This is a genomic window from Sphingomonas sp. GV3, assembly GCF_031082075.1.
In the GTDB taxonomy this organism is placed as follows: Bacteria; Pseudomonadota; Alphaproteobacteria; order Sphingomonadales; family Sphingomonadaceae; genus Sphingomonas; species Sphingomonas beigongshangi.
The window spans coordinates 1880606-1904218 of record NZ_JARWLE010000001.1 but is presented as its reverse complement, the minus strand read 5'-3'; the positions used below and the strand labels follow the sequence as shown (position 1 = coordinate 1904218).

Sequence of the window (23613 nt, the reverse complement as noted above, 5' to 3'; positions counted from 1 at the left end):
ATCGTGGATCGCCGCCCCTGCTGCCGGTCAGAATTCCGACCAGTCGTCCTGTGCCACTGCGACGGCAGCCGTCTGGCCGCCGCTCCGGCGACCGGAACCCGCGGCGCGAGCGATCCTGCGGCCTGCGTCGGCGGCGCGCTGCTGCAGCTGGTGGACCACCGGCGGCGGCGCCGGCTGACGATCGTTCGAGACCCTGAACCGCGTCACCTGCCGGGCGAGCTGGTCGGCCTCGGCCGACAGCGAGCGGGCGGCGGCGGTGGCTTCCTCGACCATCGCGGCATTCTGCTGCGTCACGCCGTCCATCTCGCTGACGGCGGTGTTGACCTGCTGCAGGCCTGTCGCCTGGCTCTCCGCCGCCTTGGCGATCTCGCCGACCAGCGCGCTGATCTCCCCGATCCGCCCGATGATGCGGTTGAGCGCAGCACCCGTCTCGCTGACCAGCTGGACGCCGGCCTCGACCTGTTCGGTCGACGCGGTGATCTTGGTCTTGACGTCCTTGGCGGCGTCGGCGGACCGCTGGGCGAGCGCGCGCACCTCCGAGGCGACGACCGCGAAGCCCTTGCCCGCGTCGCCGGCACGCGCCGCCTCGACCCCCGCGTTGAGCGCGAGCAGGTTGGTCTGGAAGGCGATGCCGTCGATCACGCTGATGATCTCGGAAATCTCGTTCGACGCGCGTTCGATGCCGCCCATCGCCTCGACCGCCTTGCCGACGATGCGGCCCGACTGTTCCGCCTCGACGCGCGCTTCCTCCACCGCGGTGTTCGCCTTCACCGCACCCGCGGCGGTCTGGCGCACCGTGGTCGTGATCTCGTCCATCGCGGCGGCGGTCTCTTCCAGGCTGGCGGCCTGCTGCTCGGTACGCTGCGACAGGTCGTCCGACGCCTGGCGGATGTCGCTGGCACCGCTGTTGATGCCGCTGGTCGCCTCGGTCACCGCGGTCATCGCATCGCCCATCGCGGACAATGCGCGATTGAAGTCCTCGCGCAGCTTGGCGAACGGCCCCGTCAGCTGGGTTTCGATCCGCGTGGTCAGGTCGCCCGTGGCAAGCGCCTCCAGACCCTTGCCGACGCTTTCGACGATCAGCGTCGCCTGCTCGGCCTTGGCCCGCTCTGCCGCCGCCAGCTGGTCGCGCAGGTTCTTCATCGCCGTGACCAGATCGCCGACCTCGTCCGTGCGATCCGCATCGGGGATCGCGACGTCCATGTTGCCGGCGCCGAGGGCGGTCAGCCCTTCCGTGACCGTGCGCAGCGGCGCGGCGATCGATCGGATCAGCATCATCATCAAGCCGACCAGCAGCGCGACGACGCCGATTATCGAGACGATCAGGAGCATCCGCGATGTGTTGTACGACGCTTGCGCCTCTTCGGCGATCCTGGCGGTATTGGCCCGCTGCGCATCCATGAGTTCGCTCGCCGCCGTGTTGCCGCGATTGTAGACGTCGCGATTGTTCAGGAAGTGGCGTAGCGCATCGTCGTGGCGACCGGCCTGAACGAGCGCGACGCCCGCCGGCACGGTCTTCATGAACTCGGCCCAGCGCAGCCGCAGGGCGTCCAGCTTTTCCTTCGGCCCCGGGGCGACGACGTTGTCGCCCAACCACTTCAGTCGCGTGTCGATGAGCGCGGCGCGCTCGTTCATGCGCTTGAGATATTCCTGCTGAAGAGCGGGTGTGTTGGCGAGCAGATGAACCGCCTGATAGGCGCCGAAGTCGGACGTTGCGGTGTTGACGTCGTCCTCCAGGCCAAGCTTCGTGGCCTGGTCGCGACCGAGATAGTCGGCGCGCTCCGCGGCGACCGACAATCGGTAGATGGAAAAACCGCCAAGGCCGACCAGTGCGGCAATGGCGATAGCGAATGCGACAGATAATTTACCCGCGATCTTCAAGTTTTTCACAGAGGCACGTCCCGAGCTATGGGCGGTACCCCCGCACCGCCCCGATTCCGCCGAACCCCGATCATCGCGCACGATGACCGACTGCCGTCGACGGGGCGGCAGTCCCCCCTCCCGCGTGCAGATGCCCTGTGCCCGGAGGGAAAAACCGGGGCGAGTGTCGACGCTCCCCCCAATTCCTTTCGTCCTGGAAGTATCAGGAAAAGAATGAAAAAGAGATTAAAAAGGTCCACAATGGTTATTGCTCAAAATGGGTGTTTCTTGGATTCGACCGGTCAGACCGTCGCGTGAAACGTCGGCGCCTGCCGCGCCCGGCGAGCGGTGGGCGCTCGACCATTCCGCCTGGCTTATCGGAATGCGGGCGTATCCATGACTGGCCAAGGCGCGCGTCGGCCGGATGGGACGACAGCACCGCCTCGTCCCGCCACGCATGCCCTCGACACGATGAACGCGCCCGCCTATCGCCGCCCGCAAAGCTATCGACATCCAAGGGGAAGATATGACCGCCGCCAGCCAGGTCCTCGACCGCGTCCTCGTCCTCGAGATGGTGCGCGTCACCGAAGCAGCGGCGATCGCCGCCTCCACGCTGGTCGGTCGCGGGGACGAGAAGGCGGCGGATGCCGCCGCCGTCGAGGCGATGCGCGGCGCGCTCAACGAACTCTACATGGACGGTACCGTCGTCATCGGCGAAGGCGAGCGCGACGAGGCGCCGATGCTGTTCATCGGCGAGAAGGTCGGACTGGGGAAGGGGCCGGAGATCGACATCGCGCTCGATCCGCTGGAAGGCACGACGATCTGCGCCAAGGCCGGACCGAACAGCCTCGCGGTGCTGGCGATCGCCGAAAAGGGCGGCCTGCTCAACGCCCCCGATGTCTATATGGACAAGATAGCGGTAGGCCCCGGCCTGCCCGACGGCGTCATCGACCTCGACCGATCGCCGACGGACAATGTCCGCGCGATCGCGGCGGCCAAGGGGGTCAAGCCCTCCGACATCATCGCCTGCGTGCTCGACCGCCCGCGGCACGAGGCCCTGATCGCGGAGCTTCGCGCGCTCGGCGTCGGCGTCATGCTGATCGGCGATGGCGACGTCGCCGGCGTGATCGCCACCGCCGATCCGGAAACCACGATCGACGTCTATATGGGATCGGGCGGCGCGCCGGAGGGCGTGCTCGCCTGCGCCGCGCTGCGCTGCGTCGGTGGTCAGTTCAAGGGCCGCCTGCTGTTCCGCAACGATGACGAGCGCGCCCGTGCCCGCAAGTGGGGGATCGACGATCTCGACAAGCAGTATGACCTCAAGGAACTGGCGCGCGGCGACTGCATCTTCGCGGCGACCGGCGTGACCGACGGGTCGCTGCTCGAAGGCGTCAAGCGCCGCAAGGGCAAGATGACGACCGAAAGCGTCGTGATGCGCGCCTCGTCGGGCACGGTGCGGTGGGTGAAGGGCGAGCATCGCCTCGACGGATGACGATCCTGGCGCTCGCCGCGCTGGTGAGCGCCTATGCAGTCGTCCTGCTGTGGCGCGGGCGATTGTGGCTGCCGGTTCCTGTGCCGATCGCCGCACGGCATGGTCGCTGGGCGATCGGCCTGTGGCTCGGCTATGGCCTGCCGGCGCTGATGTTCCTGGCCCTTGCGGGACAATGGGATGCGCTGCTTTCGCTTCCCCCCGCCTTCCTGCCGCTTTCCGCCTCGCTCGATCTTCGGCCCGGCGATATCGGTTTCGGAACCGTCGCGACCGGGCTTGCCGGCGGCTCGGTGCTCGGGCTGTTCGCGACGTGGTGGCGGGCGCGGCGCGGGCGCCCGCCTTGGACCGCGGGCGACGCGCGCGCGATCATGCCGACGAGCGATGCCGAACTGCTGCCGGCGACCGCGCTCGCGATCAGCGCGGGCGTGACCGAGGAATTGTTCTTTCGCCTGGCGCTACCGCTTGCACTCACGCTGCTGACGGGGGTGCCGGCGATCGGCTGCGGCCTCGGGATCGCCTGTTTCGCGGCGATGCATCGCTACCAGGGCCGGGTCGGTGTCGTCGCGACCGCGATCGGGGGGGCGCTGATGACGGTGCTCTATCTCGGCAGCGGCGCCCTGTGGCTGCCGATCGCCGCGCATGCGCTGACCGACCTCAACGCCCTCGTTCTGCGTCCCGCTTTCAGCGGCCGGATACGGCGGCGGGCCGTCCGTCGATAGCGACGCCACGCAGCGCAGCGGCGGCGGTCAGCCGATCCCGCAGTGCGGGGGCGAGCGGCGCGACGATATAGCCGTCGTCGAGATCGCCGATCATGATCGATTCGGCTGAGGGCGCGAGCCGCCAGTGCAGCGCGATGGCGAGGCAGAGCATCGCATCGAGCCTATCCTGATCGGCCTTGCGCGGGCGGAGAAGGGCCGCGGCGTCACGGCACCAGCAGGCCGGCTCGGCCAGTTGCCAGCGGTCGAACTGCGCGGCGGCGGCGCGCGCGACGCGGCGCCAATCGTCGGGCCGGAAGCGCGGGTTCGCCGGATTGTACTTGGCCGCGGCCTTGCGCGCCGCGCAGCCCGCGTCGAAGGCGGGGATGGCGAGGGCGGGAAACACCTCCATGACATGACGGCCATTGGACGCGGCACGCGCGGCCATCGGATCGTCGGCGGCGCCCAGTGCCGCGAGGAACGGCCAGATCGGCGCAGCGTCGCAGAACATGCCGGTCTTGCTCCGGCTCGCGGGCTGCACGCCGCCGCCGAGCCAGCTGATCGCCGCCGCCGCAACGCGTTCCGCCGGGCGCATGCCGGCGGCGTTGCGGACGATCGTCGGCTGATCCAGCGCGATCAACGTGTAGCCCGTAGCGACCTCGTCGATGAAGGCGAGCGCCTCGGCGAAGCGCGAGAGGCGGGGCGGGTGGAAGGTCGCGGTGCCGTCGCTCGCGACGACGAGCGCCGCGATCGCGCCGGGCGCGCGCGGATTGTCGGTCCAAGCGGAATCGAAGCCGATGAAGCTTTCCGACGCCCCGGGCTGCCCGGCATCGGACGCGCGTCCGCCGGGGGCCGTGGCGTCGGCCGGGTTCAATTCTTCAGCCGCCAGCCGGTGCGGAAGATCCAGCCGACCACCGCGAGGCACAGCAGCAGGAAGCCCGCCGTGACGCCCAGGCTGATCAGCACCGGCACGTCGCCCGTCCCGAAGAAGCTCCAGCGGAACGCGCTGACCAGATAGACGACGGGGTTGAACAGCGTGACCGTCCGCCATGGCTGCGGCAGCATGTCGATCGAATAGAAGACTCCGCCGAGGAAGGTCAGCGGCGTCACCACCAGCGTCGGGACGAAATTGAGCTGTTCGAAATTCTTGGCCCAGATGCCGATGATGAAGCCGAACAGCGAGAAGGCGAGGCTGGTCAGGATCAGCAGCGCGGCCATCGCGAATGGATGGTCGATACGTACCGTGACGAAGGCGGTGGCGGTCGCGAGAATGACCAGGCCGATCGCCACCGACTTGGTGGTCGCCGCACCGACGAAGCCGATCACCATCTCCATCGCGGATATCGGCGCGGATAGCAGCTCGAACACCGTGCCGGTGAACTTGGGGAAGTAGATGCCGATGGACGCGTTGCTGACGCTCTGCACCAGCAGCGACGACATGATGAGGCCCGGGACGAGGAAGCTGCCATAGGGCACGCCGCCCACTTCCTGGATCCGGCCGCCCAGCGCGCCGCCGAAGATGATGAAGTTGAGGCTGGTGAGCAGGACCGGCGTGATCAGGCTCTGCCACACGGTGCGCAGCGCGCGCGCCATTTCGAAGCGATAGATCGCCCAGATGCCGTTCAGGTTCATGCCGCGCGGCCTCCCACCAGGTCGACGAAAATGTCCTCGAGGCTCGACTTCGACGTTTCGAGGTCCTTGAACGCGATGCCCTGTTCGGCCAGCGCGCGCAGCAGCGAGGGGATGCCCGTATGTTCCTCCGTCGCGTCGAAGACGTAGCGCAGCGTCTTGCCCTCGTTCTCCAGCGCGAGGTGCCAGCGTTCCAGCCCCGCCGGTATCTGCGTCATCGGCTCTACGAGGGTCAGGTCCATCTCGCGCTTGCCGAGCTTGCGCATCAGCGTCGCCTTCTCCTCGACCAGCAGCAGCTTACCGCCGGTGATGACGCCGACCCGATCCGCCATCTCCTCCGCCTCCTCGATATAATGGGTGGTGAGGATGATCGTGACGCCGCGCGCGCGTAGCTTGTGAACCAGCTTCCACATGTCGCGGCGCAGCGCGACGTCGACGCCAGCGGTCGGTTCGTCGAGGAACAGGATGTCAGGCTCGTGCGCCAGCGCCTTGGCGATCAGTACGCGGCGCTTCATGCCGCCGGAAAGCTCCATCACCTTGGCGTCGCGCTTGTCCCACAGCGACAGGTCGCGCAGCACCTGCTCGACATGCTGGGGGTCGGCGCCATAGCCGAACAGCCGCCGCGAATAGCTGACCGTCGCCAGCACGGTCTCGAACATGTCGACCGACAGTTCCTGCGGTACCAGTCCGATCATCCGGCGGGCCCGTTTGAACGCACGCAATGCATCGTGGCCGCCGACCGAGATGCTGCCGGTCGACGGCGTGACGATGCCGCAGACGATGCTGATCAGCGTCGTCTTGCCCGCGCCGTTGGGGCCGAGCAACGCGAAGATCTCGCCCTTGTTGATCGTCAGGTCGACGCTGTGCAGCGCCGTGGTGCCGCTCTTGTAGGTCTTCGACACGCCGGAAAGCGCGAGGATCGGTTCGGCCATGCAATGCCCCCTTGTTGCCCCGGGAGATAGGGCGGCGGGAGGCCGGGCGAAAGGGTACCGGGTTGCGGTATCGGGCACGTCCGGCCCCGGTCGGCCTGGTCGGCGGCCCGTGGCCGGCGCGGGGAGCGCGCGGACGCCCGCCTTAGTGGCCGCGCGCCGCCGCGATCGCCTTTTCCAGCTCCTCCACCGGCAGCGCGCCGGCGAGCATCTGGTCGCCGACTACCCAGGTCGGCGTGCCGGTCATGCCCAGCTTCGCCGCCGTCTCCATGTTCCTGGCGATCTCTCCGTCGAGCGCCGGTGCACTGGCAGGCGGCAAGCTGACGCCCGTCTTCGCCGCCGCCGCGCGGATCGTCGCGTCGCTGACCGGCCCGGCGGCGTAGAGCGCGTCGTGGAAGGCGGCGAACTTCCCCTGTTGTGCCGCCGCCAGGCTGGCGCGGGCCGCCGGTCGGCTGGAAGGCCCCAGGATCGGCAGTTCGCGATAGACCACGCGCAGGTTGGGATCGCGGCGGATCAGGTCCGCGATCATCGGCAGCGACGCGCGGCAATAGCCGCAGTTGTAATCGTAATATTCGACCAGGGTGACGTCGCCCTTGGGATTTCCCGCCCAGGCGCTGGCGAACGGCGTCGTGATCGCGTCGCGATTGGCCGCCACCGCCTTGCCCGATTCGCGCGCCTGCAGCGCCTGCATCGCCTGGGGGATTATCTCCGGGTGCGAGAGCATATAGTCATGGACGACGCGCTCGATGCGCAGGCGGTCCGCGCCGCCGGGGGCGACGAGGCGATCGGCGCTCCACACCGCGCCGGCGCCGATCAGGGCGCCGAGCGCGGCGACGCCCAGCAGATGCATGGTCTTCACTTGCGCTTATACTTCTTCGGATTGTCGTCCATGTCGTTCTGCGCGGCCATGGCGATGTCCTGCGCGCGAATCCAGTCCGCGGTGTTGGCGGGAATGCGCGCCATCGCATAGCGCGCGCTTTGCGCGGCGGTGCGATGGTCGCCGGTCATGCTCGCGCGCTCCGCGGTAGCCAGCGCCGCGCGCGCGGTGTCGCCGGTCAGCTCATAGGCAGTGCCGAGCTGGTACCAGGCGAAGGGATTGTCGTCGTCGCGCTGCGTCGCGATGCGCAACACCTTGATCGCCTCGGGGTAATTGATCTTGTCCTCGGTCGCGATCAGCGCATGGCCGAACGTCGTCGCGATCAGCGGATTGTTGCCCGACCCCTCGGTCGCGCGGCGCAGCGGCACCAAAGCATCGGCGGGTCGCCCCGCTTCCAGCAGGATCTGTCCGCGAATCTCGAGGAAATAGGGATCGTTCGGCTTCGCCTTGAGCAGCGCCGCCGATTCTGCATCGGCTTTGTCGGGATAGCCGGCCTTGTGATAGGCATAGGCGCGTGCGTAATGCGCATAGACCGTGTTGTCGGTGTCCGGGAAGTCGGCCAGCGTGCGCTCGGCGGGCATCACATAGCCCTCCAGCTTCGCCTTCACCCGGCGGAACCGTTCCTCCAGCGCGGGATCGGAGGGCGTGTTCCAGGCCGGCGACGCCTGCAGATCGGCGGTCAGATGCGCGATGCGCTCGCCGGACAGGGGATGCGTCTGCATGAATGGGTCGATGTTCTCGACGCCATAACGATATTCCTGCTGCTGAAGCTTCTTGAAGAAGCTCAGCATGCCCTTGCCGGTGATGCCGGCGGTGCTGAGATATCTGGCGCCCGCCGCGTCGGCGGTCGATTCCTGCGTGCGGCTGAAGGCGAGATATTTGCCGAGCCCGGCCTGCTGCCCCAGCGCCATGAGGCCCGCCCCCGCCTCGCCGCTGCCCGCCGCGATCGCGGCCAGGCCGAGAACCATCGACAGCAGGGTGATGCCCATCGCGGGCTTCATGCCGCGGTCGGCGAGGACGACATGCCCGTCGGCGATATGGCCCAGTTCGTGCGCGATCACGCCCTGCACCTGGTTGGCATTGTCCGCCGCCTGGAGCAGGCCGGAATGGACGTAGACGGTCTGACCGCCGGCGACGAAGGCGTTGATCGAATCGTCGTTGATCAGCACGACCTTGACGTCGCGCGGGCTGAGGCCTGCCGCCTTGATCAGCGGCGTCGACATGTCGGCGAACATCGCCTCCGTCTCCGCGTCGCGCAGGATCGACTGCGCCGCCGCAGGCTGGGCGGCGAGCAGGATCGCCGCGGCGGCGACGGCAAGCAGGCGCTTCATGCGCTATCGGTCCCCGGCCGGTGGCATGGCGCCCACCATAGGCGCGCCGCGGGGGAAGGTCACGGCGAAACGCGGCGAACGGCTCATCGCCGCGCCTATCGCGAAGCCGAGGTGAACCGCGGCTGAAAGCGAAGGCGGCCGTGACCGTCGTGGCGGTGCGTCTTCAGCCGCGGGTCAGGCTGGCGATGCAGGCGGCCCGGGCGCGGGCGAGCGCTGCGTTGCGAACGCGCCGGACGGCGACGAGGGTTCGGCTGCGATAGGCGGCGATCTCGGCAGCGGGAACTTCGATGAACCCCGCGCTGCAGACCGTCGCCGGCCGGAGCACGGGCGATACGCCGGTGAGGTCGAGGACGGCGAGCACGCGATCCGGTGCATGCGGCAGCGCGCCGGCGAGGCTGAGCCCCAGTCCCTCGGCCGTCGCGGCATCCGTGCCGGGGGCAAGCAGCGGCGCAAGTTCGATCCAGCCTGGGGCGGCGGCGTCGATCTCGGCTTCGACGACATCGAACCACAGATTGTTCGCCGCGAGTCGGTCCACCACGCGCGTCGCGCCCTCGTGTCGGACAGCATCGCGGATGCCCGCCGGCGTGAGCGGCACGTGGCGCGGTCGGGCATCGGCATGCGGGGTGAGGGACATGCCCGCGAACAGGACAAAGGGCAGGATCGATCCGGTCGGCCACCGCATGCGTATTTCCTTCGCTCGCGCCGCGCCGCGCGTGACGGCGGACCTTAGGTGCGATGGCTTACAGGTCGCTTACGGGAGCGTCATGGGACAATTTCCGCAGGTCATCGCGCCGCCTGCGGCTTGCCGGTGCGCGACCGCGCACGTGTCCTTTCGCTGGCGCGGACGGCAAAAGGCCCTCCCGCCACGAGGCGGAAGGGCCTTTAGTTCGCTCAGCCTTGCGGTGAAGGGTCAGCCGCCGAAGGTGCGCTGCCACCAGCCGCGGCGCGGCGTGTCGGTGGATTCGCCGGCGGCAGCCTCCGCATCCGCCGCGGCCGCATCGGCCGCCGGTTCCGCCGCCGGAGCGTCGGCCGGTGCGGCGACGGCCTCTGCCGACGAGGATTCTTCCGTCACGGCAGCGGGCGCGGCCTTGCGACGCGTGCGCTTGGGCTTGGGAGCCGCTTCCGTCGCCGCCTCTGCGGGGGCGTCGGCAACGGGTTCGGCGGCCGCCGGGGCGGCCTTCTTCCGGGTGCGCTTCGGCTTGGCGGGCGCTTCGGCTTCGGCCCCGACCTCGAGCGTCGCGGGCGCCGGCTCGGCCACCGGCTGCTCGGTCGTCGCAGGCTCGGTCGCCGGCGCGGCGGCCTTGCGGGCGCGCGGGCGGCGGCGGGTGCGCGGCGCCTCGGCGGGCGCATCCTCGACCGGTTCGGTCGCGGGCGCGTCCAGCCCGGTGGTCACGGGGCCGGCATCGCCGGCCTCGACGATCGGCTCCAGTTCCGGCGCAGCGGCCTCGGCGGCCTCGGCGTTCTCGTTCGCCTCGACCGTGCCTTCGGCGCTCCGACGACCACCACGGCGGCCGCGACGACCGCGACGGCGGCGCTTCTCGCCCTGGCCCTCGGCGACGGCGGCGTCTTCGACGTCCTCGCGGGCAAGGGTCTCGGCCTCGTCGTCACCGGCGTCATCGGCGTCCTGCTCGGCGTCGCCCGTCGCGGGCGTGGCGCCGACGCCATCGTCCTGCTGCTCGCCCTGCTCGTCGCGGCGACCACGGCCCCGGCCGCGACGACGACGGCGACGGCCGCGACGGCCATCGCCGTCTTCGCCCTCGGCGCGATCCTCGCGCGGTGCACGGGTTTCGGCTTCCGCCTCGACCTCTTCCTCCTCGTCGAACTCCTCCTCGATATCCTCGGGCAGGTCGTCGTCGAGATCCTCGACCAGCGGCTCGATCTTGGGGGCGTGCGTCGGCGGCGGTCCGCTCGCCTCGACGGACATGCGCGCGCCTTCCTCTTCGCGATCCGGCAGGATCTCGACGGTCACGCCATAGCGATCCTCGATCTCCGCGATGTCGGCGCGCTTCTTGTTGAGCACGTAGACGGCGGCTTCCTGGCTGGCGCGCAGCGTCAGGATCGACCCGCGGCCGCGTGCGGCCTCGTCCTCGATCAGGCGCAGCGCCGACAGGCCGGCGGACGAGGCGGTGCGGACCAGGCCGGTACCTTCGCAATGCGGGCACTGGCGGGTCGACGCCTCCAGCACGCCGGTACGCAGGCGCTGGCGGCTCATTTCCATCAGGCCGAAGCTGCTGATGCGGCCGACCTGGATGCGAGCGCGATCGTCCTTCAGCGCCTCCTTCATCGCCTTCTCGACCTTGCGGACGTTCGAGCCGTTGTCCATGTCGATGAAGTCGATGACGACCAGGCCTGCCATGTCGCGCAGGCGCAGCTGGCGGGCGATCTCCTTGGCCGCCTCCAGGTTGGTCGCGGTCGCGGTCTGCTCGATATTGTGCTCGCGCGTCGAGCGGCCGGAGTTGATGTCGATCGACACCAAAGCCTCGGTCGGGTTGATGACCAGATAGCCACCCGACTTCAGCTGCACGACGGGGTTGTACATCGCCGCGAGCTGGTCCTCGACGTGCGCGCGCTGGAACAGCGGCACCGCGTCGGCATATTGCTTTACCCGGCGCGCGTGGCTGGGCATCAGCAGCTTCATGAAATCCTTGGCGTGGCGATAGCCGTCCTCGCCCTCGACGATCACCTCGTCGATCTCGCGATTATAGATGTCGCGGATCGCGCGCTTTATCAGGTCGCTGTCGCCATAGATCAGCGCCGGCGCCGACGAATGCAGCGTCGTTTCGCGGATGCCGTCCCACAGGCGCGCCAGATAGTCGAAGTCGCGTTTGATCTCGGTCTTGGTGCGCTGCAGGCCCGCCGTGCGGACGATGCAGCCCATCGACGACGGCAGCTGCATGTCCGCCATGATCGACTTCAGCCGCTTGCGGTCGGCCGCATTGCTGATCTTCCGCGAGATACCGCCGCCGTGCGACGTATTGGGCATCAGCACGCAATATCGGCCGGCCAGCGACAGATAGGTGGTCAGCGCCGCGCCCTTGTTGCCGCGCTCTTCCTTGACGACCTGAACCAGCAGCACCTGACGGCGGCGGATCACGTCCTGGATCTTGTAGCGGCGGCGCAGATTCATGCGGCGCTGGCGCAGTGCTTCGACCTGGTCGTCGTTGCCGTTGCCGCGCGGACGCTTCGACGTGCCGGTCGCCTCCGCATCGTCGGCATGGTCGTCGTGATCGTCGTCGCCGTGGTCGTCCGCGGCGTCGTGATCGCCCTCGAACTCCTCGTCGTCGCCGTCATGTTCGGCGCGCAGCGCGGCCTCTTCGGCGGCATGCTCCGCCTCTTCACGCAGCAGCGCGTCGCGATCCTCCTTGGGGATCTGGTAATAATCGGGGTGGATCTCGCTGAACGCCAGGAAGCCGTGGCGGTTGCCGCCATAGTCGACGAACGCCGCCTGCAGCGACGGCTCGACGCGCGTCACCTTGGCGAGATAGATGTTTCCCTTGAGCTGCTTGCGCTCTGCGCTCTCGAAGTCGAATTCTTCAATACGGTTGTTCTTGACGACGGCGACCCGGGTCTCTTCCCGGTGGCGTGCGTCGATCAGCATACGCGTGGTCATTGAATAGTCTCCACGCGCGTCCCGGTGGTGCGGCAGGGCCGGCAGCAGGGCGGGGCGCGCGACGATGAAGCGCGCCGATCACGTCGGCGCGGGTGTTTGGCAAAGATGCGTCTGCTCGCCCGGCAATCTGGGGGGCACGGCCCGCCCACACGCCCGCGCATCCGCCGGCAACTGCCGGGCGGTGTCGGAACGTGGAGAAATGCGTCATGCGAGCGTCAACCTGGTTATGTCCCGCGCCAGAACGGCACGGCGGACCGATGTGTCGCCGACCTTGGTCGCGACGCACGGGTACATTTGATTAGGTAGCATTGCGAGAGCCGCATCGCAACCGGCGGTAAATTGCCGGTTTCGGCGGCAAAATCGTGCCCAACGGACAATTAACCCTGCCGGGCAACCCGGTGGCAGGAGCTTGGCTCCTATCGGAACTTCTCGCGATCACAAGGGGATCGCCAAAGGGGTATGGATGGTTTTTCGCTGGACCCGCGGCCGGGTGAAGCGGCAAATACGTGCCGTGTTCGCGTTCCTGGCCCTTTTCGCCGGATGGCTCGTCGGCGGTCCCGCCGCCGCGGCGACCGCGGTGCGTAGCGTGTCGGTGGTCGACGGCCGGATCGACATCCGCTTCGACGGCCCGGTCGGCGATGCGACCGGCCTCATCCTAAAGGGCACGCGGCAGATCGCGGTCGACGTCGCGGGGGCGATGCCCGGCGCGCATGCGATCGGCGGGGGGCCGGTGGCCGGCATCCGCCAGATCGCGCATGCCGGCGGCACGCGGCTGCTGTTCGACCTCGCGCGCCCGGCGGTTATCGACGACGGCGGCTTCGATCCCGACGGACGGCGCCTGACGCTGTCGCTCCAGGCGGTCGACGTGGCGCGATTCGCCGCCGCGAGCGCGGCGGGCCCACTCAGCTTTTTCCCCTTCGATCTCGGCACGCTGACCGCGCGGCCGAAGTACAAGGTGTCCGTGCCGGTGCCGCCGCCGGCGCGCGGCGTGAAGCTGCCGCGCGTCGAGGGCGAGGACGACCGGCCGCTGGTGGTGATCGATGCGGGCCATGGCGGTGTCGATCCCGGCGCGATCAACGCCGAGACGGGGCTGCGCGAGAAGGACGTGACGCTGCGCATTGCGAAGGCGATCCGCGACCAGTTGCTCGCCAGTGGTCGCGTGCGCGTCGCGCTGACCCGCGACGACGACCGCTACCTCGTCCTGCGCGAGCGGTTCGGCATCGCGCGGCGGCTGCACGCCAATCTGTTCATTTCGATCCATTGCGACAGCGTCGGCAGCGGCGAGGCGAGCGGCGCCTCGGTCTACACGCTGTCGGAAGTGGCATCGGACAAGGAGGCCGCACGGCTCGCGGCGCGGGAGAACAAGGCGGACGTGATCAGCGGCATCAACCTCGGCGACGCCGGTGCGGACGTGTCGTCGATCCTGATCGACCTGACCCAGCGCGAGACGATGAACACGTCCGCCAATTTCGCCCGGCTGCTGGGGCGCGAGGCGAAGCCCCTGATCCCGACGAAAGACGTCTTCCACCGCATGGCGTCGCTGATGGTGCTCAAGGCACCCGACATGCCGTCGATCCTGTTTGAAACGGGCTATATCTCGAACGCGCGCGACGCCGCCTTCCTGGACAGCCGCGAGGGGCGCGAGAAGATCGCGGAAAGCGTGACGCGCGCGGTCGAGGTACACTTCGCCCGTCAGATGGTGAGCCGCTAGGGCCCGATTCCCGTGCATGGACGCGGTTCAGACCCTCACCCCCACCCGGCCGCCCATCCACGATACGCTGTAGGGGCGGCCGGGTGGGGGTGAGGGCCGGAACAGTCCCGATCCAGCCTCGCTGAATCGTGCGTTAAAGGCCATGCGGCATCGCGGTTCGCGGCCGCAACACGGCGCGGCACGCCGCAATCGGCTGGCAACCGGCTGTGAACCTGCTACACGCGAGCCGCAAGTCTATGGCGTCCGATCCCCCCAGCACCACCCGCATGACCCGGTATCGCGACGCAGGCGGTGTGCGCGGCGTGGTGCGAGCCGCCTGGGGGCGGTGGTGGGTCAAGGCGCTCGCGGTTCTCGCGGTGCTGGCCGCGATCGGCTATGGCGTGTTGTGGATCACGATCCTGCGCGATCTGCCCTCCGTCGCCCAGTTGCGCACCTATGAGCCGCCGCTGCCGACGAACGTTCGCGGCAACGACGGCAATCCCATCCAGTCCTATGCGCGGGAACGGCGCGTCGAGCTGTCTTACAGCGAATATCCGCCGCTGCTGGTCCGCGCCTTCCTGGCGGCGGAGGACAAGACCTTCTTCGAGCATCACGGCGTCGATTACCCCGGACTTGCCGGCGCGGTCATCGATTACGCCCGCAAGTTCGGCAGCGGCAAGCGCGCCCGCGGCGGCTCGACGATCACGCAGCAGGTCGCCAAGAACCTGCTGATCGGCAACGAATATTCGCCCACGCGCAAGCTGAAGGAGGCGATTCTCGCCTTCCGGATCGAGGACACGCTGCAAAAGCCGCAGATCCTGGAACTCTACCTCAACCAGATCGCGCTCGGCCGGAACGCCTTCGGGGTCGAAGCGGCGAGCCACGCCTATTTCGACAAGGAGCTGCCCGAGCTCGATCTCGCGCAGCTCGCCTATCTCGCCATCCTGCCGAAGGGGCCGTCGAACTACGATCCGGTCCGCCACCCAGACCGCGCCATGGAACGCCGCAACTGGGTGTTGGGCGAAATGCTGAAGAACGGCTTCATCACGCAGGCGCAGCACGATCAGGCGGTGGCGGAGCCGCTCGGCACGATCCTGCGCCGCACGCCCAAGTTCGAGCGCGTCGGCGGCTATTTCGTCGAGGAGGTGCGCCGGCAGCTGATCGATAAGTTCGGCGAGAATTCGCAGGACGGCCCGTATAGCGTCTATGCGGGCGGCCTGTGGGTGCGCACCAGCCTCGACACGCGATTGCAGGACCTGGCGACCCAGGCGCTGCGCGACGGACTGATCCGGTACGATCGCGGACGCGGCTGGTCCGGCCCGATCCGTCATGTCGAGATCGAGGACGACAATTGGCTCGGCGCGCTGATCAACACCAACATCGCGCTCGACTATGCCGATTGGCGCGCCGCGATCGTCATCGCCCGCGACGGTGACGCGTGGCGGATCGGCTTCGGCGACGGCAAGACGGGCGAACTGCCGCGGTCGCGGGCCCTCATGCCGGTGCGCGGCAGCGCGGCGACCAGCTTCTCGGCGCTGAAGCCCGGCGACATCATCGCGGTCGCGCCCGAAGGCGGCAGCTGGGCGATCCGGTCGATCCCCAAGGTTTCGGGCGGTTTCGTCGTCGAGGAGCCGGCGACCGGCCGCGTGCTCGCGATGCAGGGGGGCTTCGACAGCCGCATCCAGGCGTTCAATCGCGCGACACAGGCGCTGCGCCAGCCGGGGTCGACGATCAAACCCATCGTCTATTCTGCCGCGCTGGAAAACGGGATGACGCCCGCGACGATTATTCTTGATGCGCCCTATTGCGTCTACCAGGGGGCACGGCTCGGCCAGAAATGCTTCCGCAACTTTGCCAACATGCGCGCGGCGGGTCCTCACACGATGCGCTGGGGCATCGAGCAGTCGCGCAACCTGATGACGGTCCGCGCCGCGGCAACGACGGGCATGCCCAAGGTAGTGGACGTGATGAAGCGGCTGGGCGTCGGCACCTATTCGCCCTATCTCGCGATCGCGCTTGGCGCGGGCGAGACGACCGTCAGCCGCATGGTCAACGCCTATGCGACGATCGCCAACCAGGGGCGCGCGCATGATCCGAGCCTGATCGATTTCGTGCAGGACCGCCACGGCAAGGTGATCTGGCCGGAGAATTGGCGTGCCTGCGACGGCTGCAACGCGCCCGACTGGAACGGCAAGGCGATGCCGCGCCCGCGGGACCGGACGCGGCAGGCGATCGACGCGATGACCGCCTATCAGATGGTGCACATCACCGAAGGCGTCATCCAGCGCGGGACGGCGACCGTTTTGCGCGATCTCGACCGGCCGATGATGGGCAAGACGGGCACGACGACCGGTCCGACCGACGTCTGGTTCATCGGCGGCACGCCGCAGTTCATCGGCGGTCTCTATCTCGGCTACGACAGTCCGCGGCGCCTGGGCGCGGCGGAGGGCGGCACCGTCGCCGCGCCGATCTTCAAGGAGTTCGCGGTCAAGGCCTATGAGGGGCTCGACAAGCTGCCCTTCCGCGCCGCGCCGGGCATCCGCATGGTCCGGATCGATCGCGCGAGCGGTCGGCCGGTCTACGGCACCTTCCCGACCGACACCGACCCCAAGCCGGCGGTGATCTGGGAAGCGTTCAAGCCGGAGAGCGAGCCGCGCCGTGCGGCGCGCCATGCGGGGCCCACGCCTGCCGCCGCCGCGACCCCCGCCGCGGCGAAGACGCAGGCGCCGCGCGACAGCGACTTCTTGCAAAGGGAAGGCGGAATCTACTAGCGCCGCTTCCATATCCGCGGCCCGTCCGCCATTCTTGCATTTTCCGGAGATCTTCCATGCGCGCCGAAGCGCAATCCCATGTCGACCGCATCAAGGACGCGCTGGCGTTGCTCCGCCGCTTCCTCGATTGGGACCGCGCGCTGCGCCGGCTCGACGAACTCAACGCACGGGTCGAGGACCAGGCGCTGTGGAACGACCCCAAGGCCGCGCAGGAGGTGATGCGCGAGCGTCGCCGACTCGACGAGGCGATCACCGCCACGAAGGCGATCCAGTCGGAACTCGACGACACCGTCGAGCTGATCGAGATGGCCGAAGCCGAGGGCGATACGGAGATGGAGGCCGAGGGCGTCGAGGCGCTCGCCCAGCTCGCCGTGCGCGCCGAGCATGACAAGGTCCAGGCGCTGCTCGCGGGCGAGGCGGACGCGAACGACACCTATATCGAGATCAATTCGGGCGCCGGCGGCACCGAGAGCCAGGACTGGGCGGGCATGCTCCAGCGCATGTACACGCGCTGGGCCGAACGCCGCGGCATGAAGGTCGAGCTCATCGACTATCACGCGGGCGAGCAGGCCGGGATCAAGTCCGCGACGCTGCTGGTCAAAGGCGAGAACGCCTATGGCTTCGCCAAGACCGAAAGCGGCGTGCATCGCCTGGTGCGGATCAGCCCCTATGACAGTGCCGCGCGGCGCCACACCAGCTTCTCGAGCGTCTGGGTCTATCCGGTCATCGATGACAATATCGAGGTCGAGTATAACGAGAGCGACCTGCGCATCGACACGTATCGTGCATCCGGCGCCGGCGGCCAGCACATCAACACTACCGATTCGGCGGTGCGCATCACCCACATCCCGACCGGCATCGTTGTGCAGTGCCAGAACCAGCGTTCGCAGCACAAGAACAAGGCGGAGGCGTACAACCAGCTGCGCGCGCGGCTGTACGAGCTGGAGCTGCAGAAGCGCGAGGCGGTCGCCAATGCGGAGAACGCCACCAAGACCGACATCGGCTGGGGCCACCAGATCCGCTCCTATGTGCTGCAGCCCTATCAGCTGGTGAAGGACCTGCGCACCGGCGTCACCTCCACCGCGCCCGGCGACGTGCTCGACGGCGCGCTCGACCCGTTCATGGCGGCGGCGCTGTCGCAGCGGGTGACGGGCGAGAAGGTCGATGTGGAGGATGTCGACTGATGGCCGCGACGCGTCGCAGGGGGCGGGGGATGGTGGACGGCGTGCTGTGTGCGCTGCTGCTGCTTGCCGCCTGCGACGGGTCGAAGCCGTTGATCCGCCGCGATCCGGCCGAACCCGGCCCCTTCCCCGCCGCCGACAGGCCGGTCGCCAGCATCGTCTCCTCCCGCTGGTCGAGCGAGGAGGCGCGCGACCGCCTGAACGAGGCGACGGAGGTGATGGACAAGGCGAAGATCCGCCGCGGCATGACCGTCGCGGACATCGGTGCGGGCGAGGGCTATTACACCATCCGCCTTGCCCAGCGGGTCGGCAAGACGGGGCGCGTGCTGGCGGAGGATATCGTCGCCAGCGTCCGCGATGCCCTGGCCGACCGCGTGGCGCGCGAGGATCTCGAGAACGTCTCGGTCCGGCTGGGCGAGCCGGCCGATCCCAAGCTTCCGGAACATAGTTTCGACCGCGTGCTGATGGTGCACATGTATCATGAGATCGCGCAGCCCTACGAGTTCCTCTGGCGGCTGCGTCCGTCGGTAAAGCCGGACGGCCTGGTCGTCGTCGTCGACGCGGACCGCCGTCCCCAGAATCACGGCACGCCGCCCGAACTGCTCCGCTGCGAGTTCGAGGCGGTCGGGTATCGCCAGGTGTCGCAGGCGCAGATGCCATCCGCGGGTGGCTACATGGCGACGTTCCAGCCCGTCGGCGCGCGTCCGGAGCCCGCGCAGATCAAGGCCTGCCGTCTCCGCTAGAGGCTGGTCCATGTGGGTGAGGGTCGGTACCGCGCCGATCCGGCCTTGCTCGATCGCACACTGACCGATGCCGCGGCGTCGATCGGACGGTGGATGCGCGCCGGCGTCGCGTCGGCCGTCCTTCCTGTCGATGCCATCGAACACGAACAGGGTCGTCGGCGCGCCGCGTTCCGGTACGGCGCCCTAGAACGCCTGCACCGGCGCGACCCGGCACCGCAGGAGGAAGCGGCGGCGCGCGGGCAGGACGCGGTCGATCCCGATGCCCTTCGGGATCCAAGCCGCACGGTCATGATGTGCGTCTGCAGACCAAGGGCATCCGAACCGGACTTGGATGCGACCGCCGTGTGAACGAATCATGTCCAAAATGGCCTTGACGTTGAAAATAAAGATTATTTTTGCGCGATAGCGGTGAACGTGGAGTCCTGTTCTCTGGAAAGGCGGCAGACGATCTAAAGAAGATCTTATCGGAACGCGATTTTGTGCTTGATAATATGCCTTTTGATTCACCTACTTGTCGAAGACGAGATCATTTAGGGACATCCTAGCCCTGATTAACCACAGATAATCGTTGGCAATCTGGAGGTGCCGGCGTAATCGGTTATCAAGAACTTAACGATCAGGGGGTTTGGATACATGGCCTGGCGTAAGACCATGGCGAGTCTGGCAGCTGTGATGCTGACATTGCCCACGATTGCCGTGGCGCAAGACCTGACGTATCAGCCGGTCAATCCGAGATTTGGCGGAAACCCATTCAATTCAAATCACTTGTTCGCCGAAGCTAACGGGCAGAACAAATATCAGGATCCCAACGACCCGTCGAACCAGTCGCAGGCGGAGCTGTTCGCACGGCAATTGCAGTCGCAGCTGCTGTCGTCGCTTTCCACGCAGGTCACCAACGCGATCTTCGGCGCGAACCCGCAGCAGAGCGGTACGATCACCTTCGGGTCGCAGACCATCCAGTTCGTCCGTGGGCTGGACAGCGTGACGCTGACCATCACCGACACGACGACGGGCAAGACGACGGTCATCACCGTGCCCACGCTGGTCAAGGCGAGTTGAGATGCGGACCGCTCTCGCCCTTCTCGCATCCGTCGGTCTGTCGGGTTGCGCGGCCTATAACGTCGGCCCTTCGCGCTTCAGCACGGCCGCCTTCATCCCGGCGAAGACGCCGACGGAGGTGCGTCTGAATCAGCTGCCGCCGCCTGCGCGGCCGCTGTCGGTCGCGGTCTATGGCTTCGGCGACCAGACCGGGCAGTTCAAGCCGAGCGAACAGGGGCAGACCCTGTCCCGCGCGGTCACCCAGGGCGCCGGATCGATCCTGGTCAAGGCGCTCCAGGATGCGGGCAACCGCCAGTGGTTCACCGTCGTGGAGCGCGAGCAGTTCAAGAACCTGCTCAACGAGCGGCAGGTGATCCGCGAGATGCGCGAGCGCTACCTGGGGGAGACGAACGTCAATGCCCAGGCGCTGCCGTCGCTGCTGTTCGCCGGCGTGCTGCTCGAGGGCGGCGTCATCGGTTACGACACCAACACGGTCACCGGCGGTGCGGGCGCGGCGTTCCTGGGCCTGGGCGCGAGCACGCAATATCGGCAGGACACGGTGACCGTGTATCTGCGCGCGGTATCGGTCCGGACGGGGGAGGTGCTGACGACGGTAACCGCCTCCAAGACGATCGCCTCGCGGTCCCTGAACGCGAGCACGTTCCGCTACGTCGCGTTCAAGGAACTGCTCGAGGCGGAGATGGGGATCACGACCAACGAGCCGGACCAGCTCGCACTGCGTCAGGCGATCGAGAAAGCGGTCTACGGCCTGGTCCTCGAAGGCGTCGACCTGAAGCTGTGGGCTTTCAAGGCCCCGGAGGCGGGCGCGCCGCTTCTCGAGGCCTATAAGGCGGAGCGCGACGGCAAGTTCGCGCCCGATAAGGTCGAGACCGCGATGAAAGCGGCAAATTCGGCGCCGCCGCTCAAGGTTTTGGCGACACGTGACCGGTTGAAGGGCGACGACGGCCCGGACGCCGGCAACAAGAAGGGGTCGCCATAAGGAACGTCGGCCGGCGTCCTCCCGGATGGAGAGATGCCGGTCGTACGGCCGTCCCCCCCGCGGCGATTGTACGAAATGGGGGTCTTCACGACGGGGCGGCAACCCCGTCGTGAAGGAGCGTTGCCATGGAAACAACGATCATGCACCGCGCCGGCGTGCCGGCGGGGCCGCATGGTTATCATCTCACACCTTAAGGAATGACAACCATGAAGATTCTCGTTTTGGCTTCGGCCTCCGTCCTCGCCTTCGCCGCGCCGGCCGCCGCGCAGAGCGGCTTCCCCAGCAACGTCTCGTACATCGAGCAGGTCGGCAATGCGAACAACGCCACCCTGCTGCAGAGCACCGACAACGCGATCTCGCTGGTCGCGCAGCAGGGTTCGCTCGAGTCCGTTCAGGTCGAGCAGAGCGGTGCGACCAACTATTCGCAGATCTCGCAGGGCGTTGGCGCCGGCGGCAGCAGCGCGAACCGCGCCGTAGTCCTCCAGTCGGGCACGAACGGTAAGAGCTCCGTCCAGCAGCTTGGCACCAGCAACTACGCCAACGTCACCTTCTCGCCGGGTTCGACCAATGCCTATTCGCTGCTGACGCAGGGCGGCACCGGGAACAGCGCGATCATCTCGAACGGCGACACGTCGAACGCGTCGGTCGTCACCGAGACCGGCGATTACAACAAGGCCAATATCTTCCAGATCGGCTGGAACAACTATTCGGTGCTCGCCCAGAGCGGATACGGCAACGTCGCTTCGGTCACCCAGAAGTAACCGGACAGGATGGCGGGGGTTCGACGGCTTCGTCGCAATCCCCGCCCACGTCCCGGTCTTTTGCCTTCCGCGTTGACGGACGGGAGTAGAAGGATCAGGCAAATGAATGGTGTCCGACTAACCATGCTCGCCGTCCTCGCGACCTGTGTCGCCTGCGGCGGTGCTTCGGCGCAACAGCTTGCCGACCCGATCGGCGCGTCGTCCAGTGCCTTTATCGCGCAGGTGGGCGACGTGCAGAGCGCAAAGGTGACGCAGAACGCGGCGAGCAGCCAGACCGTGGTCCATCAAGCCGGGACCGGCAACGTCGCCGCGGTGACGACCACCGGCGCCGGCAGCGCGGTGGCGCTGATCGATCAGTCGGGTCGGGCGAATACCGCGCTCGCCTGGCAGGGCGGGCCGGGCGAACAGGATCTCGTGGTTCAGCAGCGGGGCAATGACAATCTGGCGGCTGCGCGCCAATTGGGCGCGGGCGGCAACAATATCGCAGCGCTCAGCCAGATCGGCGCGCGCAACGTCATCACGCTCGATCAGTCCGGTGCGTCCAACGTCGCCAAGCTCGTCCAGGTCGGCAACGACAATGTGATGACCGCGGCGCAAAGCGGCAATCGCAATACCCTCGATTGGCAGCAACAGGGGAACAATGCGATGGATATCAAGGTCGTGCAATCCGGCGGCGCGTCCGCGACGATCCGCCAATGACGGCCCGCCGGTGACGGGCCGTCCGTGCGTTGCCGACGACGCTCCGTCGTCGATCGGTCACCGGTGGCGAATGGCGCTCGCGCTCGTGCTGGCATTCCCGGCGATCATGCCGACCGCGGCGGCCGGTCAGCGCGTCGACGCGGTGCAGGACGGCGGCCCTCCGAATGCGCCCGCCGGCGCCGATGCGGCCGGGATCGCGCAGGTCAACGAGCGGCAGCGCCCGGACCCCGTCGCGGATATGCGGCTCGACCCGCCGGTGCGGGCGCCGGCGGTCGCGCAGATCGGATCGGCCGACCGAGCGATCGCCTCGACGCCATCGGCAGCGCAGCGCGATCTCGGCACACAGGCCGGACCGCCGCTGGCACAGGCCGGTGACAGTCGCGCGCTGGCCGTGGCGCGTATCGCCGGCCATGACCGCTGCGATCCGCAAGGTGCGAGGAATACGGTCGCTCCATCCTGCAAGACGGTGATCGAGACCCGGGCAGACAGTTTCGCAACCGAACGCCGTGATCTGTCTCCGGAGCAGCGCCTGGCCGCCGAACGCGACGCAGCCGAGGATCGACGCGGTATCGTCACGGAGGCGAAACGCGCGGGCAGTGGCGGCATCGATCCGACGTCTTCCGACGGTCAGGCATTGGCCGCGTTCCTCCAGGCGGAGCAGGCGCGCGCGGCAGCCGCCGCGGAAGCCGCCGCCAATGCCGCAAAGACGGGCGCAGCGGTATCGGTCGCTGTGTCCGTCCTGAATGGGGGAAAATGATCGGCAGGGGATAGCGTACCGGATCGGTATGCCGTCCCGTTCGCGTGCCGCGGCGGTAAGGCTTTCGGTTACAGGATACCCAGGTCGCGAAAGCTGACCGTTGTCGAGTCGGTCAGGATCAGATGATCGGCGAGCACCAGGCCAAGGGGCTGCGAGACGCGGGCGAGGGCACGCGTAAAGGCGAGATCCGCGGCGCTCGGCGTTGGAAGACCGCTGGGATGGTTGTGGGCCAGGATCAGTGCGGCGGCATCCTGCACCAAGGCGACGCGGACGATGTCGCGCAGCGACGGCGACACGGAGCCCCTGCGGCCCTCGAAATCAAGCATGGCGAGAAGCCTCCATTCCGGATCGAGTAGCGCGACCGCCGCGCGCTCCGCCGGGGCGTGGCGCAGATCGGCGAACAGCGCGGCTGCGCTCGGGACATCGGCGATGCGGGGCAGGACAGGGGCGGGATGCACGGTCCACCCTGACGCGCGATCCCGATCCCTGCACGGCAAAGTGCGTCCGCTTCGGCGGAAACCGTCGCGGCGGCGGGTGCATGCTGCGGTTGCGA

At 68.0% G+C, this 23613-nt stretch carries 21 protein-coding genes; 12 read left to right on the top strand and 9 right to left on the bottom strand.

Going from position 1 to position 23613, the window contains the following annotated elements; genetic code table 11:
* Positions 1 to 27: 27 nt before the first annotated feature.
* The gene (locus RF701_RS08930; protein WP_308814733.1) at positions 28 to 1890 is read right to left on the bottom strand and encodes a methyl-accepting chemotaxis protein; all 1863 of its coding nucleotides are present in this window, start codon (positions 1888 to 1890) and stop codon (positions 28 to 30) included.
* A 496-nt stretch (positions 1891 to 2386) separates the two neighbouring features.
* On the opposite strand from RF701_RS08930, the gene glpX reads away from it, so the two are divergent.
* Both glpX and RF701_RS08920 read left to right on the top strand, forming a co-directional pair.
* Positions 2387 to 3352 carry a class II fructose-bisphosphatase gene (gene glpX, locus RF701_RS08925; protein WP_210359209.1) on the top strand — a complete coding sequence of 322 codons (966 nt, stop codon included), beginning with the start codon at positions 2387 to 2389 and terminating at the stop codon, positions 3350 to 3352.
* Positions 3349 to 4068: a CPBP family intramembrane glutamic endopeptidase gene (locus RF701_RS08920; RefSeq protein WP_308814732.1), complete on the top strand. Its 720-nt coding sequence runs from the start codon at positions 3349 to 3351 to the stop codon at positions 4066 to 4068. The genes glpX and RF701_RS08920 overlap by 4 nt, the downstream gene beginning before the upstream one ends.
* On the opposite strand, the gene RF701_RS08915 is transcribed toward RF701_RS08920, so the two are convergent.
* The 7 genes from RF701_RS08915 to RF701_RS08885 all read right to left on the bottom strand — a co-directional run bounded on the left by RF701_RS08915 (position 4031) and on the right by RF701_RS08885 (position 12420).
* Entirely contained in the window at positions 4031 to 4918 is an 888-nt protein-coding gene (locus RF701_RS08915; protein WP_308814731.1) for a DUF429 domain-containing protein, read from the bottom strand. The two genes, RF701_RS08920 and RF701_RS08915, sit on opposite strands and share 38 nt — an antisense overlap.
* Positions 4915 to 5676 (bottom strand): ABC transporter permease, encoded by a 762-nt coding sequence (locus tag RF701_RS08910; RefSeq protein WP_203310105.1) that lies wholly within the window; start codon positions 5674 to 5676, stop codon positions 4915 to 4917. The genes RF701_RS08915 and RF701_RS08910 overlap by 4 nt, the downstream gene beginning before the upstream one ends.
* Positions 5673 to 6605 carry an ABC transporter ATP-binding protein gene (locus tag RF701_RS08905; protein ID WP_203310106.1) on the bottom strand — a complete coding sequence of 311 codons (933 nt, stop codon included), beginning with the start codon at positions 6603 to 6605 and terminating at the stop codon, positions 5673 to 5675. The genes RF701_RS08910 and RF701_RS08905 overlap by 4 nt, the downstream gene beginning before the upstream one ends.
* Positions 6606 to 6747: 142 nt before the next feature.
* The gene (locus RF701_RS08900) at positions 6748 to 7452 is read right to left on the bottom strand and encodes a DsbA family protein (protein WP_210359290.1); all 705 of its coding nucleotides are present in this window, start codon (positions 7450 to 7452) and stop codon (positions 6748 to 6750) included.
* A gap of 5 nt (positions 7453 to 7457) precedes the next feature.
* Positions 7458 to 8810, bottom strand: coding sequence for a M48 family metalloprotease (locus RF701_RS08895; protein ID WP_308814730.1), 1353 nt, complete (start codon positions 8808 to 8810; stop codon positions 7458 to 7460).
* A 163-nt stretch (positions 8811 to 8973) separates the two neighbouring features.
* Positions 8974 to 9492: a hypothetical protein gene (locus tag RF701_RS08890; protein WP_210359214.1), complete on the bottom strand. Its 519-nt coding sequence runs from the start codon at positions 9490 to 9492 to the stop codon at positions 8974 to 8976.
* A 228-nt stretch (positions 9493 to 9720) separates the two neighbouring features.
* Positions 9721 to 12420 carry a ribonuclease E/G gene (locus RF701_RS08885; RefSeq protein ID WP_210359215.1) on the bottom strand — a complete coding sequence of 900 codons (2700 nt, stop codon included), beginning with the start codon at positions 12418 to 12420 and terminating at the stop codon, positions 9721 to 9723.
* Between the two features lie 463 nt (positions 12421 to 12883).
* Here RF701_RS08885 and RF701_RS08880 point away from each other — a divergent pair, with 463 nt between their 5' ends.
* The 10 genes from RF701_RS08880 to RF701_RS08835 all read left to right on the top strand — a co-directional run bounded on the left by RF701_RS08880 (position 12884) and on the right by RF701_RS08835 (position 23060).
* On the top strand, positions 12884 to 14131 hold the full coding sequence (locus RF701_RS08880; protein WP_210359216.1) for an N-acetylmuramoyl-L-alanine amidase: 1248 nt from the start codon (positions 12884 to 12886) through the stop codon (positions 14129 to 14131).
* A gap of 236 nt (positions 14132 to 14367) precedes the next feature.
* The gene (locus RF701_RS08875) at positions 14368 to 16881 is read left to right on the top strand and encodes a transglycosylase domain-containing protein (RefSeq protein WP_308814729.1); all 2514 of its coding nucleotides are present in this window, start codon (positions 14368 to 14370) and stop codon (positions 16879 to 16881) included.
* Positions 16882 to 16937: 56 nt separating this feature from the next.
* Positions 16938 to 18065, top strand: a complete 1128-nt coding sequence (gene prfB, locus RF701_RS08870; RefSeq protein WP_308814728.1) for a peptide chain release factor 2 — start codon at positions 16938 to 16940, stop codon at positions 18063 to 18065.
* Entirely contained in the window at positions 18065 to 18805 is a 741-nt protein-coding gene (locus RF701_RS08865) for a class I SAM-dependent methyltransferase (protein ID WP_238940972.1), read from the top strand. The genes prfB and RF701_RS08865 overlap by 1 nt, the downstream gene beginning before the upstream one ends.
* Positions 18806 to 18898: 93 nt before the next feature.
* Positions 18899 to 19153, top strand: a complete 255-nt coding sequence (locus RF701_RS08860) for a hypothetical protein (protein WP_210359219.1) — start codon at positions 18899 to 18901, stop codon at positions 19151 to 19153.
* Between the two features lie 285 nt (positions 19154 to 19438).
* Positions 19439 to 19864, top strand: coding sequence for a curli assembly protein CsgF (locus tag RF701_RS08855; RefSeq protein WP_246848401.1), 426 nt, complete (start codon positions 19439 to 19441; stop codon positions 19862 to 19864).
* 1 nt (position 19865) lies between these two features.
* A complete protein-coding gene (locus RF701_RS08850) occupies positions 19866 to 20843 on the top strand; it encodes a CsgG/HfaB family protein (RefSeq protein WP_210359220.1) in 978 nt (325 codons plus the stop codon).
* 206 nt (positions 20844 to 21049) lie between these two features.
* Entirely contained in the window at positions 21050 to 21604 is a 555-nt protein-coding gene (locus RF701_RS08845; protein WP_203310113.1) for a hypothetical protein, read from the top strand.
* A gap of 102 nt (positions 21605 to 21706) precedes the next feature.
* Positions 21707 to 22303: a hypothetical protein gene (locus RF701_RS08840; protein WP_203310114.1), complete on the top strand. Its 597-nt coding sequence runs from the start codon at positions 21707 to 21709 to the stop codon at positions 22301 to 22303.
* A 70-nt stretch (positions 22304 to 22373) separates the two neighbouring features.
* A complete protein-coding gene (locus RF701_RS08835) occupies positions 22374 to 23060 on the top strand; it encodes a hypothetical protein (RefSeq protein WP_308814727.1) in 687 nt (228 codons plus the stop codon).
* Positions 23061 to 23128: 68 nt separating this feature from the next.
* Here the strand turns inward: RF701_RS08835 and RF701_RS08830 are convergent, their stop codons facing one another.
* Positions 23129 to 23518, bottom strand: a complete 390-nt coding sequence (locus RF701_RS08830) for a JAB domain-containing protein (protein ID WP_210359223.1) — start codon at positions 23516 to 23518, stop codon at positions 23129 to 23131.
* Positions 23519 to 23613 lie beyond the last annotated feature (95 nt).

Bases quoted from the DNA above. Each gene is read 5' to 3' on its own strand.
- RF701_RS08835 (WP_308814727.1), top strand. From the start codon at position 22,374: ATGGCGCTCGCGCTCGTGCTGGCATTCCCGGCGATCATGCCGACCGCG.
- RF701_RS08895 (WP_308814730.1), bottom strand. From the start codon at position 8,810: ATGAAGCGCCTGCTTGCCGTCGCCGCCGCGGCGATCCTGCTCGCCGCC.
- RF701_RS08845 (WP_203310113.1), top strand. From the start codon at position 21,050: ATGAAGATTCTCGTTTTGGCTTCGGCCTCCGTCCTCGCCTTCGCCGCG.
- RF701_RS08890 (WP_210359214.1), bottom strand. From the start codon at position 9,492: ATGCGGTGGCCGACCGGATCGATCCTGCCCTTTGTCCTGTTCGCGGGC.
- RF701_RS08860 (WP_210359219.1), top strand. From the start codon at position 18,899: ATGCGCGCCGGCGTCGCGTCGGCCGTCCTTCCTGTCGATGCCATCGAA.
- RF701_RS08885 (WP_210359215.1), bottom strand. From the start codon at position 12,420: ATGACCACGCGTATGCTGATCGACGCACGCCACCGGGAAGAGACCCGG.
- glpX (WP_210359209.1), top strand. From the start codon at position 2,387: ATGACCGCCGCCAGCCAGGTCCTCGACCGCGTCCTCGTCCTCGAGATG.
- RF701_RS08865 (WP_238940972.1), top strand. From the start codon at position 18,065: ATGGCCGCGACGCGTCGCAGGGGGCGGGGGATGGTGGACGGCGTGCTG.
- RF701_RS08910 (WP_203310105.1), bottom strand. From the start codon at position 5,676: ATGAACCTGAACGGCATCTGGGCGATCTATCGCTTCGAAATGGCGCGC.
- prfB (WP_308814728.1), top strand. From the start codon at position 16,938: ATGCGCGCCGAAGCGCAATCCCATGTCGACCGCATCAAGGACGCGCTG.
- RF701_RS08905 (WP_203310106.1), bottom strand. From the start codon at position 6,605: ATGGCCGAACCGATCCTCGCGCTTTCCGGCGTGTCGAAGACCTACAAG.
- RF701_RS08855 (WP_246848401.1), top strand. From the start codon at position 19,439: ATGGCCTGGCGTAAGACCATGGCGAGTCTGGCAGCTGTGATGCTGACA.
- RF701_RS08900 (WP_210359290.1), bottom strand. From the start codon at position 7,452: ATGCATCTGCTGGGCGTCGCCGCGCTCGGCGCCCTGATCGGCGCCGGC.
- RF701_RS08850 (WP_210359220.1), top strand. From the start codon at position 19,866: ATGCGGACCGCTCTCGCCCTTCTCGCATCCGTCGGTCTGTCGGGTTGC.
- RF701_RS08920 (WP_308814732.1), top strand. From the start codon at position 3,349: ATGACGATCCTGGCGCTCGCCGCGCTGGTGAGCGCCTATGCAGTCGTC.
- RF701_RS08880 (WP_210359216.1), top strand. From the start codon at position 12,884: ATGGTTTTTCGCTGGACCCGCGGCCGGGTGAAGCGGCAAATACGTGCC.
- RF701_RS08840 (WP_203310114.1), top strand. From the start codon at position 21,707: ATGAATGGTGTCCGACTAACCATGCTCGCCGTCCTCGCGACCTGTGTC.
- RF701_RS08875 (WP_308814729.1), top strand. From the start codon at position 14,368: ATGGCGTCCGATCCCCCCAGCACCACCCGCATGACCCGGTATCGCGAC.